Source organism: Embleya sp. NBC_00896 (assembly GCF_045207785.1).
GTDB lineage: Bacteria > Actinomycetota > Actinomycetes > Streptomycetales > Streptomycetaceae > Embleya.
Map to the genome: position 1 here is coordinate 5,107,538 of NZ_CP108776.1, position 12,214 is coordinate 5,119,751.

A 12,214-nucleotide genomic window follows, 5' to 3' on the forward strand; every position below is an offset into this window, starting at 1 on the left:
CGTCACCCGGCGGGCGGTGGAATTCGTCGTACGTACACCAGGCCGAAATCGCCGCCGGTGGCCAGCAGGTCGCCGGTGCGGGAGAAGACCAGGCGGCTCACGCGCTGGTCGTCGTAGCCGTCCAGGTCGACCCCGCTCGGCTCGCGGAGGTCGGCGTCGTACAGGCGCAGCGCGCCGGTACGGTTGCCGCCCACCGCGATCCGCCCGCCGTCCGGCGTGTAGCTCCAGCCGTAGCAGGTGTGCAGGATGTTCGGGTGGAACGGGTTGGTGAATTGCCAGACCACGTCCCCGGTTTCGATCGAGATCGCGTACGGGCCGTGCACCCCGCCGCGGTTCATCACCAGCAGCGTCTCGGTCGGATCGAACCCGACCCGGCCGATGTCCCACGCGAGCGGCACGCGGGTCACGAGCCGGCCGGACGCCACGTCCCACACCTCGACCTCGTTGGTGGTGTCCGCCAGCGCGTCCCGGTGACCGTAGACGACGCCCCGGCTCACCCGGCTCACCGCCAACAGCCGTCCGGACGCGGACAACGCCGCCGTCCGGCACTCGGTGGTCGGCGACGCCGTGGACACCTCGCACACCGGCTCGCCCGCCGCGTCCAGGACGCGCACGAGGTCGCCGGCGTCGAACACCACGAGCCGCTCGCGGGCCCGGTCCCAGGACGGCCGGACGCAGTACGGGTTGAACCGCGAGTCGTCGAACTGGGTGAATCCGGCGACCGCCTCGTCCCGCCCGGTGGCCAGGTCGAGGCGGCGGGTCCGGCCTTCGATCGTGTACACCACACATTCGCCGCTCGCGTCGAACAGGGTCGCGTGGAAGATTCCCCCGCGCTCCTGCTCCGGCACCTCGAACACGGTGCGCCGGCTGCCCGTCGCCACGTCCACGAGCAGGATCGCGCCGTCGCACCCGATCACCACGGAGCTTCCGTCCGGGTGCAGGTCCATCGCCCGGGAGGTCGCCTTGCGTGGCGTCAGGAACTGCAGGGCCACCGACTCGCCCTCCGTCCCGAGTCGGACGAACCCGGCCCGCAGCGCCTTCCAGACCTCCCTGCGCAACGCGACGGTGGCCGCCTTCGGGTCCGGGAACTCCTTGCGGGTCTCCCGGGCCTTGCCCGACCCCGTTCGACCGGACCGCACGAACTCGGCACCCAGCAGTTCGAATCGGCGGTACTTGGGCCCGGTCGAGTCGGGCTGCACGAGCGTGATCTGTTCGGATCCCATCCCGGCACGCTAACCGATACCCGGGACACCCCCGCCCGCTCGACTCAGGGCGAGAAGGCGTCGATCAGCAGCCCCGCGCTCACGTACAACCCGCCGGCGAAGAGCAGGATCAGCCCCGCCACGAACATGATCTGCCGCATGGGCCCGGCGGTCCGGGCCGCGCTGATCACACTCGCGCCCAGCAGCAGCATCCCGAGGACCATCTCGAACAGCGCGAACAACGGCGACAACAGCACCGCCACCACCAGCGCCATGGCCGCGGTGCCGACCCGCAACACACTCGGATGCGATGCCCGAGCCATGTCCACCGCCTGTCCCTGGGCCGTGCGGGGCACCACGACGCGGCCCCTCCTTCGAGAATGACACGTCGTCCGTCCGCCGTCTGCCCCGAAACAACTCCCGCGTGAACCACGTCACTTGCCCGCCGGTGCGCCGAACCCCTCGACGACGCCGCCGCAGTGGCCGCGCCGAGTCCGGCGGGGATTGCCCATTTCGTCCGTCGAATGGCGCGGGGTGGTCGTTCGGGGATTCGAACGACCACCTCGACCAACGCGGGCTACTCGAACGTGGCCGCTGCCTCGCGGAGGGTGCGGACGACGGTTTCCGGGTCGTACGGGGCCGGTGGGCCCGGGGTGTAGGTGACCGCGGACAGGGGTGCCCGTGTAGCGGAAGGAGCCGTGCCGCTCGAGGGGTCGAGCGGCGCGGAGCGGGATCGATCGCGACAGGGCGCGACGATCGTGGGGCTCACACGGGTGCTGAAAAAGGTCCTACCGGAAGAGACGAACTCCGGTCAGCGGACGGTCCGGACGGCACAGATCGCGCTCGCCTGCCGACGGAGGTCGACGTGGCGGCGCGTCGCGAGGCTGACGTCACGGTGGTTCACGAAATGGAGACTCGCAGGCACGTGCCGCAACGGTCAACGAACAGACGGGGCGTGTCTCACATCTCGGACGGTGCGGTCACGAAATCGATCAGTTCCTCCACTTTTCCCAGGAGCGCGGGTTCCAGGTCGCGGTACGAATTCACCGCCGCGAGGATCCGCCGCCACGCCTGTGGCGGATCCACCGGCCAGCCCAGAGCCGCGCACACACCCTCTTTCCACGGCACGCCGCGCGGCACCTCCGGCCACGCGGCGATCCCCACCGACGCCGGCCGCACCGCCTGCCAGACGTCGATATAGGGGTGTCCCACGACCAGCACCTGATCGCCCGTCACCCGCGCCGCGATCCGGCTCTCCTTCGAGCCCGGCACGAGGTGGTCCACCAGTACGCCGAGCCGACGGCCCGCGCCGGGCCCGAACTCGCGCACCATCGCCGGGAGGTCGTCGACGCCCTCCAGATATTCGACGACCACCCCCTCGACGCGCAGGTCGTCGCCCCACACCCGCTCGACCAACTCGGCGTCGTGCCGGCCCTCGACGTAGATGCGCCCCGCGCGCGCGACCCGGGCCCGCGCGCCCTGTACCGCCACCGAACCGGAAGCGGTCCGGCCGGGGGCGCGCACGGGACCCGCGGGCCGCGGGCGCGCGAGCGTGACGACCCGGCCGTCGATCAGGAACCCACGCGGGTCCATCGGGAAGACCCGGAGCCGGCCGTGCCGGTCCTCCAGCGTGACGGTGAAGCCCTCCGGGGTCTTCTCGACCCGCACGACGGCACCGCAGAACCCCGTTGACGCCTCCTCCACGACCAGATCGCGGTCGGCCGCGACCTCGGGGACGGGCTTGTCCTGCTTCCATCCGGGGATCAACGACTCGGGTCCGTAGCTGCGCATGACACGAGACGCTAGTGGGGTGACGGTACGTCAGTCGGGTACGACGCGCCCGGCCGCGACGTCGGCGAGCCAGTGGTTCTGCCGGACCACGAAATCCTCGTCGACCACCGCGCCGTGTCCGGGCAGCCACACGCTCGCGTCCAAGGCCCGGACCCGGCCCAGCGAATCGCTCCACTCGGCGGCGAACGCGTCCGAGCCGAACAGCGGCGGCCCGCTCTCCTCGACCATGTCGCCGGCGATCAGCACGCCGCAGTCCGGGACGTGCACCACCAGGTCGTTGTCGGTGTGCCCGCGCCCCGGCGCGTACAGCACCACCTCGCGCCCGCCCAGGTCCACGGTCACCGCGTCCCCGGTCGGCACGAGCCGGGTCGGCGGCACGATCCGCGCGGCGTTCATCAGGTCGACGTCGAAGCCGTGCTCGATCCCACTCGCCCGACCGGCGTCCGCGTAGCGCTCCAGGTACGCCGGCAGCGCCGCGTGTCCCCAGACCTCGGCGTCGGGAAAGACCCGCAGCACGTAGTCGTTCCCGTAGCAGTGGTCGAAGTGACCGTGCGTGTTCACCACGGCGACGATCCGATCCGGGAGCCCGTGCGCGGGCAGTTCGCGCGCGAGTGAGGACAGCAGCTCCGCCGCCTCGCGCTCGTGCGAACCGGTGTCCACGAGCAGGATCCCGTCGCGTCCCGTGACGACCGCCACATTGAGTTCGAGGCCGGGCAGTCGACGGCGCAGAACGCCCGGTCCGATCGGCTCCCAGGTGGCGTCTTTCGGCTGTTCGGCGCGTACCATGCGTCAACCTTGGCACGGACGCAGGGGTACGGTCCGGATCGGGTGACCCGTACACTGGCACTCGGCGGGACGGAGTGCCAACCAGCGGGACAAACCGCAGGGAATGGGACGAGACGACGGGTCAGGGAGGTGCGCACCATGCTCGACGATCGCAAGCAGGACGTGCTGCGCGCCATCGTGCAGGACTACGTGGCGACCCAGGAGCCGGTCGGCTCCAAGGCGCTCGCGGACCGACACAACCTCGGTGTCTCACCGGCGACCATTCGCAACGACATGGCCGCGCTGGAGGAGGAGGGCTACATCACGCAGCCCCACACCAGCGCCGGCCGGGTGCCGACCGACAAGGGCTACCGGCTCTTCGTCGACCGGCTCGCGGGCGTCAAGCCGCTGTCGGGCGCCGAGCGCCGCGCGATCCAGACCTTCCTCGCGGGCGCCGTCGACCTCGACGACGTCGTGGGGCGCACGGTGCGGCTGCTCGCGCAGCTGACCCACCAGGTCGCCGTCGTGCAATACCCCTCGCTCACCCGCTCGACGATCCGGCACGTCGAGCTGCTCACGCTCGCGCCGACGCGCGTCATGCTCGTGCTGATCACCAGCACGGGCCGGGTCGAGCAGCGCGTGATGGACACGTCCGGACCGGTCGGCGAGAACCTGCTGGCCGACGTCCGCGCCCGGCTGAACAGCCGGATCACCGGCAAGCGGTTCGCCGAGGTCCCGTTGTTGGTGCAGGACCTCACCGAGCCGTTCACCGCCGAGGAACGACCGATCGTGGCGGGCATCCTCGCCACGCTCCTCGACACCCTGGTCGAGCACAAGGAAGAAAAGGTCGTCCTCGCCGGGACGGCCAACCTGACCCGATTCGGCATGGACTTCCCGAACACGATCCGCCCGGTCCTCGAAGCACTCGAGGAACACGTCGTACTGCTTCGTCTGCTCGGCGAGGCGACCGACCCGGGGATGGTCGTGCGAATCGGACACGAGAACATGCACGAAGGACTGGCCGCGACCTCGGTGGTCGCCGTCGGATACGGCAGTGGGCAGGAAACGCTGGCGAAGCTCGGGGTGCTCGGGCCGACCCGAATGGACTACCCCGGAACGATGGGAGCGGTGCGCGCCGTGGCACGGTACGTCGGACAGATCCTCGCGGAGTCGTAGAGTTGGCTACCGATTACTACGAGGTCCTCGGGGTGCGGCGGGACGCCACCCCGGAGGAAATCAAGAAGGCCTTCCGCCGGCTCGCTCGGGAGCTGCACCCGGACGTCAATCCGGACCCGAAGACGCAGGACCGGTTCAAGGAGATCAACAACGCCTACGAGGTCCTCTCGGACCCGCAGAAGCGGCAGATGTACGACCTCGGCGGCGACCCGCTGTCCTCCGGGGGTGGCGGTGGCGGCGGCTTCGGGCAGGCCGGCTTCGGCTTCAGCGACATCATGGACGCGTTCTTCGGCCAGGCCAGTCAGCGCGGGCCGCGCTCGCGCACGCGCCGCGGCCAGGACGCGATGATCCGGATCGAGATCACGCTGGAAGAGGCCGCGTTCGGCACCACCCGGGAAATCCAGGTGGACACCGCGGTCACCTGCAACACCTGCAACGGCGAGGGCGCGGCTCCGGGCACCACGGCGCAGACCTGCGACATGTGTCGCGGGCGCGGCGAGGTCAGCCAGGTCACCAAGTCCTTCCTGGGCCAGGTCATGACGTCGCGGCCGTGCCCGCAGTGCCAGGGCTTCGGCACCGTGGTCCCGCACCCGTGCCCCGAGTGCGCGGGCGACGGCCGGATCCGGGCGCGCCGCACGCTCACCGTCAAGATTCCGGCGGGCGTGGACAGCGGCACCCGGATCCAGCTCGCGGGCGAGGGCGAGGTCGGCCCCGGCGGCGGCCCCGCCGGCGATCTGTACGTCGAGATCGTCGAGGTCGCGCACACCACGTTCCAGCGCCGCGGCGACGACCTGCACTGCACGGTCACGATCCCGATGACGGCGGCGTCGCTCGGCACCAAGGTGCCGCTCCAGACGCTCGACGGCACCGAGGAGATCGACATCCGCCCCGGCACGCAGTCGGGCCAGTCGATCCCGCTGCACGGGCGCGGCATCACCCACCTGCGCGGCGGCGGGCGCGGCGACCTCGTCGTGCACGTCGAGGTGCAGACGCCGAACAAGCTCGACCCCGAGCAGGAGGAGCTGCTGAAGCGGCTCGCCAAGCTGCGCGGCGAGGAGCGGCCCTCGGGCCAGTTCACGCCGGGCCAGCAGGGCCTGTTCTCGCGCCTGAAGGACGCCTTCAACGGACGCTGAGCGAACCGGCGCGGGGCGAGTACCGAACCTTGGTACACGCCCCGCGCCGTCGCACGTCCGGTCCCGGGCCACGCCCTAGGGTGGTGGGCGAGCACGCGAGGCGATCCACCGGAGCGAGCGGGGAGTCCGATTCCGATGAGCACCGATCCGACCCGACTGAGCAGGCTGCCGATCGTGCAGGCCCCGATGGCCGGCGCCGGTGGCCCCGCGCTCGCGGCGGCCGTCACCGGCGCCGGCGGGCTCGGCTTCCTGGCCGCCGGATACCGCTCGGCCGACGCGCTGGCCGCCGACATCGCCGAGCTGCGCGCGCTGATCGGGGCCGCGCCCTTCGGCGTCAACGTGTTCATGCCGCACCACACCGCCACCCCCGCCGAGCAGGAGCGGCTGCGCCGCTACGCCCGCTCGCTCGCCCGCGCCGCGACCCGCTACGGCGGCACCGTGGGCACCCCCGCGCCCGGCGCCGAACGCGACGACTGGGACGCCAAGCTCGCCCTGCTCCTCGCGCACCCCGTGCCCGTGGTCGGCTTCACCTTCGGCCTGCCCGACGCCGCCGCGATCGCCGCGCTCAAGGCCGCCGGCACGCTGACCGTCGCCACCGTCACCTCGCCCGCCGAGGCCCGCCTCGCGGCCGACCTGGGCGTGGACGCGCTGTGCGTCCAGGGCGCCGAGGCCGGCGGCCACCAAGGCACGTTCGACAACCCCGACGACCCCGCCCCGTACGGCCTGCTCACCCTGCTGGCCCTGATCGCGCCCGAGACCGACCTCCCGCTGATCGCCGCCGGCGGCATCATGACGGGACGGCAGATCGAGGCCGTGCGGATCGCCGGCGCGAGCGCCGCCCAACTGGGCACGGCCTTCCTGCGCTGCCCCGAGAGCGTCGCCTCCGCCGCGCACAAGGCCGCGCTCGCCGACCCGGCGTTCGAGCACAGCGTGCTCACCCGGGCGTTCTCCGGCCGCTGGGCCCGCGGCCTGCGCAACGGCTTCGTGGCCCGGCACGAGGCCGAGGTCCCCGGCGTCTACCCCTACGTCCACCACCTGGTCTCGCCCATCCGCAAGGCCGCCGCCGAACGCGGCGAACCCGACGGCCTGGCGCTGTGGGCGGGCCAGGGCTGGCGGCTGGCCCGCGCGGAACCCGCCGCCGATGTGATCACCCGGCTCGTCGACGAGATGGCCGCCGCCCGAAAGGCCCACGCTTGAGCGCCCCCGTCTTCCTCGCCCCCGGCGACGCGATCCGGCACGGCCGGCAGGTCGTCCTCGACGGCGCCGAGGGCCGACACGCCGTCACCGTGCGGCGCCTGGCCCCCGGCGAGGAGATCGTCCTCGCCGACGGCGCCGGCCTGGCCGTGTACGGCACGGTCAACCGCACCGAGGGCAAGGACACGCTGTACATCGACGTCGACACCCGCACCGAGGAACCCGCGCCCGCGCCCCGCGTCGTGGTCGTCCAGGCGCTGCCCAAGGGCGACCGCGGCGAACTCGCGGTCGAGACGATGACCGAGGTCGGCGTCGACGTGATCGTGCCCTGGGCCGCGTCCCGCTGCATCACCCAGTGGAAGGGCGAGCGCGGCGCGAAGGCGCTCGCGAAGTGGCGCTCGACCGCGCGCGAGGCCGGCAAGCAGGCCCGCCGACTGCACCTGCCCGAGGTCACCGACCCGATGAGCACCCGCCAGGTCGCCGCGCTGCTGGGCGCCGCGGCCTTCGCGGGCGTCCTGCACGAGGCCGCGACCGCGCCGATCGCGACCGTCGTCACGCCCACCGAGGGCGACCTGGTGCTCGTGGTCGGCCCCGAGGGCGGCGTCTCCCCGGACGAGATCGCCGCGTTCACCGCCGCCGGCGCGACCGCCTACCGACTCGGCCCGACCGTGCTGCGCACCTCCACGGCCGGCGTATCGGCCGCATCGGTGCTGTTGGCCCGATCCGGGCGCTGGGGCTGAGGCGTCGGACGGGACACCTGACTACGATCGGGGGCAACCGCTCGTGATCGACTGGATTCGATGGAGGCACCCATGGCTGCGGGGGAACCCCAGGCCGACTGCCTGTTCTGCAAGATCGTCGCCGGCGACGTGCCGGCCACCATCGTGCACGAGACCAAGGACGTGGTGGCCTTCCAGGACATCAATCCGCAGGCACCCACGCACATCCTGGTCGTCCCGCGCGCGCACTACGCGAACGCGGGCGAGCTGGGCACCGAGGCCCCCGAACTCGCGGGCGCGCTGCTCGCCGAGGCCGCCGCCGTCGCGGTCGGCGAGGGCTGCTCCGACTCGGGATACCGGATCGTCTTCAACACCGGCGCCGGCGCCGGCCAGACGGTGTTCCACGTACACGCGCACGTCCTCGGCGGTCGTGGCCTCAACTGGCCGCCCGGCTAGTCGTCGAGTGTCCACCAGGGAATTCGTCGTCCTCGGCACCGCCAGCCAGGCCCCGACGCGACAGCGCAACCACAACGGCTACCTGCTGCGCTGGGACGGCGAGGGCCTGCTGTTCGACCCCGGCGAGGGCACCCAGCGGCAGATGCTGCACGCCGGGGTGGCCGCGCACGACATCACCCGGATCTGCGTCACGCACTTCCACGGTGACCACTGCCTCGGCCTCCCCGGCGTGATCCAGCGGATGTCGCTCGACCGGGTCCCGCACCCGGTCACCGCGCACTTCCCCGCGAGCGGCCGGCACTGGTTCGACCGGCTGCACCACGCGACCGCGTTCCACGAGGCCGCCGTGCTGATCGAGCACCCCCTGGAGGGGGAGCACACGAGCCTGCCCGCCGGGCCCTTCACGCTGGAGGCGCGCCGGCTCTCGCACCCCGTCGAGTCCTACGGCTATCGCGTCGTGGAGCCCGACGGGCGCCGGATGCTGCCCGACCGGCTCGCCGAGCACGGCATCGCGGGCCCGGACGTGGGCCGGATCCAGCGCGAGGGGCGGGTCGGCGAGATCACCCTCGATCAGGTGAGCACCCACCGGCCGGGGCAGAAGTTCGCCTTCGTCATGGACACCCGGATGTGCCCGGCCGCGGTCGAGCTCGCGCGCGACGTCGACCTGCTCGTATGCGAATCCACCTTCGCCGGGGCCGACGCCGCGCTCGCGCGCGACCACGGGCACCTGACCGCGGGCGAGGCCGCCACGATCGCCGCCGAGGCGGGCGCCCGCCGGCTGGTCCTGACCCACTTCTCGCAGCGCTACACCGACATCCAACCGCTGCTCGCCGAGGCCCGGGCGATCTTCCCGGACACCGTGGTGGCGCACGACCTCGACCGCTTCGAGGTCCCGCGCCGACGCCCGCCGACCGAATAATCCCGGGGGTCGCGGAGGTCGGAGAGTTACCATTGGGCACCACCGAAATGCTTTCCGAACCCGGAAAAGAGGCGTGATCAGGCCGCCAAGGCCGCCCATGGCTCCCACGACGAACGCGCGCGGCGCGAGCTTCGAGAACACCGCGCAGAACACTGCGAAGGAAACTCCGGCCACGCAGGCTCAGGCGAAGATCACGATCCCTGCCAAGCACCCCATGGTGGCGCTCCTCGGTTCCGGCGACTCGTTCCTGCGGGTGGTCGAGCAGGGGTTCCCCGAGGCCGACATCCACGTCCGCGGCAACGAGGTGACGGTGTCCGGCCCCGAGGCCGAGGTGGCCCTCGTCCGCCGGCTCTTCGACGAACTCCTCGTCATCGTCCGGACCGGGCAGCCGCTCAACGAGGAGGCCGTCGAGCGCTGCGTCGCGATGGTCCGCTCGAACAACGGGCAGGGCCCCGCCGAGGTGATGACGCTCAACATCCTGTCCAACCGCGGTCGCACGATCCGTCCCAAGACGCTCAACCAGAAGAGCTACGTGGACGCGATCGACGAGCACACGATCGTGTTCGGTCTCGGCCCGGCGGGCACCGGCAAGACCTACCTCGCGATGGCCAAGGCCGTCCAGGCCCTGCAGTCCAAGCAGGTCTCCCGGATCATCCTGACCCGCCCCGCGGTGGAGGCGGGAGAGCGGCTCGGCTTCCTGCCCGGCACGCTCTACGAGAAGATCGACCCCTACCTGCGCCCGCTCTACGACGCGCTGCACGACATGATCGACCCCGACTCGATCCCGCGCCTGATGGCCTCCGGCACGATCGAGGTCGCCCCGCTCGCCTATATGCGCGGCCGCGCCCAGCCGGTCTTCACCAAGGTGCTGACGCCTTCGGGATTCCGCCCGATCGGCGAACTCGAGGTGGGCGATCTGGTCATCGGTTCCAGCGGCGAACCGACCCCCGTCCTCGGCGTGTATCCACAGGGCGAGAAGGACATCTACCGGGTCACCGCCCAGGACGGGTCGTCCACTCTGTGCTGCGGTGAACACCTGTGGACCGTGCGGACGGCTGCCGACCGTCGCCGAGGCAAGCCCTGGCGGGTTCTCGAAACCGAGGCGATGATCGGCAACCTTCGGGCCGGGCCCGCCCGGCGCTACGAGCTGCCGCTGCTGACCGGGCCCGCGTGCTTCCCGGAGCGCGCGGTGCCCATGGATCCGTACGCCCTGGGATTGCTGCTCGGCGACGGCTGCCTGACGGGCGCGACCACCTCCTCCTTCTCCACCGCCGATTTCGAATTGGTCGCCGCTCTGGAGGCGGCGCTGCCGGGCGTTCAGGCGCGCAGGACGAACCGTGTGGACTACATCCTGAACCGGACGAAGACACCCGGTGACGTCGTTACGCTGGAGAATCCGGTCACCGGCGTGCTCCGGAAGCTGGATCTGCTCGGCGGCCGGTCACACTCGAAGTTCGTGCCGGACGAGTACGTGTACAACTCGGCCGAGGTCCGGCTCGCGTTGCTCCAAGGGCTGCTGGACTCCGACGGAGGCCCGGTGTCACAGAGCGGGCGGACCTGTCGGATCCAGTACACGACAACGTCGATCCTGCTGCGTGACGACGTCATCGCACTGGTTCGGTCGCTCGGCGGCGTGGCATACAGTCGCCGAAGGGCTGCGGAAGGCCGTGCCCCCGGGCGGGCCCGGGGTCGGGCGGTGGAGCATCGTCGAGATGCACACATCGTCGACATCAGGCTCCCCGAGGGCCTCGAACCATTCCGGCTCGCTCGCAAGCGGGAGCGGTACCGAGCGGCGGGTGGCGGTGGTCGGCCGATGCGGCACATCGACAGCATCGAGCCCGCGGGCCGCGAGGAAGCGGTGTGCATCCAGGTCGCGGCGGCCGACTCGTTGTACGTAACGGAGGACTACCTCCTGACGCACAACACGCTCAATGACGCGTTCATCATTCTCGACGAGGCGCAGAACACCTCGGCCGAGCAGATGAAGATGTTCCTCACCCGGCTCGGCTTCGGCTCGCGCATGGTCGTCACCGGCGACACCACGCAGGTCGACCTGCCCGGCGGCACCCAATCGGGTCTTCGGGTGGTCCAGGAGATCCTGCGCGGCGTGGATGACATCGCTTTCTGTAACCTCACCAGCGAGGATGTCGTACGACACAAGCTCGTCGGCCGGATCGTGGACGCGTACGCGCGCTACGACGTGGAGGTCGAGACCAGCCAGGCGAACGGCGGCGGCACCAACGGTGACGTACCCAGGTCGCGGGGTCGGCGGCCGGTCGAGAAGAACGGCCGGGGCAAGCACACAGTGAACATGCAAGCAGTGGAACGGGAAGTGAACTGAAGGCCATGTCCATCGACATCGCCAACGAGTCCGGCACGGGGGTGGACGAACACGCGATCGTGGACGTCGCCCGGTGGACGCTGGACCGTATGCGCATCCATCCACTGGCGGAACTGTCCGTGGTCATCGTGGACGAACCCGCGATGGAACAACTGCACATCCAGTGGATGGACCTGCCCGGTCCGACCGACGTGATGTCCTTCCCGATGGACGAGCTGCGTCCCGGGAAGGCCGACGAGGATCCCCCGCAGGGTCTCCTCGGCGACGTCGTGCTGTGCCCGACCGTCGCGCAGCGCCAAGGCGCGGCGGCCGGCCACTCCATGGACGACGAACTGCACCTGCTCACCGTGCACGGCGTGCTGCACCTCCTGGGCTACGACCACGCGGAGCCCGACGAGGAGCGCGAGATGTTCGCGCTGCAGAAGGAGCTGCTCGAATCCTGGCGGGAGGCCCGCCGCGCGGCGGGCGACCGCGGATGAGCCCGCCACCGGATAGAACCACCCCCGGCCCGAATCAGG

The 12,214-nt window shown here is 71.4% G+C and carries 13 protein-coding genes; 8 read left to right on the plus strand and 5 right to left on the minus strand.

Annotated elements, in window-relative coordinates:
- Window positions 1-2: 2 nt before the first annotated feature.
- The 5 genes from OG928_RS23240 to OG928_RS23260 form a co-directional block, all read right to left on the minus strand.
- Window positions 3-1,223, minus strand: a complete 1,221-nt coding sequence (locus tag OG928_RS23240; RefSeq protein WP_406286870.1) for a WD40 repeat domain-containing protein — start codon at window positions 1,221-1,223, stop codon at window positions 3-5.
- Between the two features lie 44 nt (window positions 1,224-1,267).
- The gene (locus tag OG928_RS23245) at window positions 1,268-1,561 is read right to left on the minus strand and encodes a hypothetical protein (RefSeq protein ID WP_406286872.1); all 294 of its coding nucleotides are present in this window, start codon (window positions 1,559-1,561) and stop codon (window positions 1,268-1,270) included.
- 452 nt (window positions 1,562-2,013) lie between these two features.
- Window positions 2,014-2,127 carry a putative leader peptide gene (locus OG928_RS23250; protein ID WP_406286875.1) on the minus strand — a complete coding sequence of 38 codons (114 nt, stop codon included), beginning with the start codon at window positions 2,125-2,127 and terminating at the stop codon, window positions 2,014-2,016.
- A 35-nt stretch (window positions 2,128-2,162) separates the two neighbouring features.
- Complete coding sequence (locus OG928_RS23255) at window positions 2,163-2,993, minus strand: DUF3097 domain-containing protein (RefSeq protein WP_406286877.1); 831 nt, start codon at window positions 2,991-2,993, stop codon at window positions 2,163-2,165.
- A 30-nt stretch (window positions 2,994-3,023) separates the two neighbouring features.
- Entirely contained in the window at window positions 3,024-3,779 is a 756-nt protein-coding gene (locus tag OG928_RS23260; RefSeq protein ID WP_406286879.1) for an MBL fold metallo-hydrolase, read from the minus strand.
- A 138-nt stretch (window positions 3,780-3,917) separates the two neighbouring features.
- Here OG928_RS23260 and hrcA point away from each other — a divergent pair, with 138 nt between their 5' ends.
- The 8 genes from hrcA to ybeY all read left to right on the plus strand — a co-directional run bounded on the left by hrcA (window position 3,918) and on the right by ybeY (window position 12,175).
- Entirely contained in the window at window positions 3,918-4,934 is a 1,017-nt protein-coding gene (gene hrcA / locus OG928_RS23265; protein WP_406286881.1) for a heat-inducible transcriptional repressor HrcA, read from the plus strand.
- A 2-nt stretch (window positions 4,935-4,936) separates the two neighbouring features.
- Window positions 4,937-6,067, plus strand: a complete 1,131-nt coding sequence (gene dnaJ, locus OG928_RS23270; protein ID WP_406286884.1) for a molecular chaperone DnaJ — start codon at window positions 4,937-4,939, stop codon at window positions 6,065-6,067.
- A 135-nt stretch (window positions 6,068-6,202) separates the two neighbouring features.
- Window positions 6,203-7,264: an NAD(P)H-dependent flavin oxidoreductase gene (locus tag OG928_RS23275; RefSeq protein ID WP_406286887.1), complete on the plus strand. Its 1,062-nt coding sequence runs from the start codon at window positions 6,203-6,205 to the stop codon at window positions 7,262-7,264.
- Window positions 7,261-8,001 (plus strand): 16S rRNA (uracil(1498)-N(3))-methyltransferase, encoded by a 741-nt coding sequence (locus tag OG928_RS23280; protein ID WP_406286889.1) that lies wholly within the window; start codon window positions 7,261-7,263, stop codon window positions 7,999-8,001. Before OG928_RS23275 ends, OG928_RS23280 begins: the two co-directional genes overlap by 4 nt.
- 72 nt (window positions 8,002-8,073) lie before the next feature.
- A complete protein-coding gene (locus OG928_RS23285; protein WP_406286891.1) occupies window positions 8,074-8,436 on the plus strand; it encodes an HIT domain-containing protein in 363 nt (120 codons plus the stop codon).
- Between the two features lie 7 nt (window positions 8,437-8,443).
- Window positions 8,444-9,355, plus strand: coding sequence for a ribonuclease Z (locus OG928_RS23290; protein ID WP_406286893.1), 912 nt, complete (start codon window positions 8,444-8,446; stop codon window positions 9,353-9,355).
- Window positions 9,356-9,569: 214 nt separating this feature from the next.
- Window positions 9,570-11,696, plus strand: coding sequence for a PhoH family protein (locus tag OG928_RS23295; RefSeq protein WP_406291145.1), 2,127 nt, complete (start codon window positions 9,570-9,572; stop codon window positions 11,694-11,696).
- A 5-nt stretch (window positions 11,697-11,701) separates the two neighbouring features.
- Window positions 11,702-12,175, plus strand: coding sequence for an rRNA maturation RNase YbeY (ybeY, locus tag OG928_RS23300; RefSeq protein WP_360304623.1), 474 nt, complete (start codon window positions 11,702-11,704; stop codon window positions 12,173-12,175).
- Window positions 12,176-12,214: the final 39 nt, after the last annotated feature.

What these genes read in the sequence shown, in the direction of transcription:
- OG928_RS23240 (WP_406286870.1), bottom strand. Translation starts at nt 1,223, where the DNA reads ATGGGATCCGAACAGATCACGCTCGTGCAGCCCGACTCGACCGGGCCC.
- OG928_RS23295 (WP_406291145.1), top strand. Translation starts at nt 9,570, where the DNA reads ATGGTGGCGCTCCTCGGTTCCGGCGACTCGTTCCTGCGGGTGGTCGAG.
- ybeY (WP_360304623.1), top strand. Translation starts at nt 11,702, where the DNA reads ATGTCCATCGACATCGCCAACGAGTCCGGCACGGGGGTGGACGAACAC.
- OG928_RS23285 (WP_406286891.1), top strand. Translation starts at nt 8,074, where the DNA reads ATGGCTGCGGGGGAACCCCAGGCCGACTGCCTGTTCTGCAAGATCGTC.
- OG928_RS23260 (WP_406286879.1), bottom strand. Translation starts at nt 3,779, where the DNA reads ATGGTACGCGCCGAACAGCCGAAAGACGCCACCTGGGAGCCGATCGGA.
- OG928_RS23275 (WP_406286887.1), top strand. Translation starts at nt 6,203, where the DNA reads ATGAGCACCGATCCGACCCGACTGAGCAGGCTGCCGATCGTGCAGGCC.
- OG928_RS23255 (WP_406286877.1), bottom strand. Translation starts at nt 2,993, where the DNA reads ATGCGCAGCTACGGACCCGAGTCGTTGATCCCCGGATGGAAGCAGGAC.
- hrcA (WP_406286881.1), top strand. Translation starts at nt 3,918, where the DNA reads ATGCTCGACGATCGCAAGCAGGACGTGCTGCGCGCCATCGTGCAGGAC.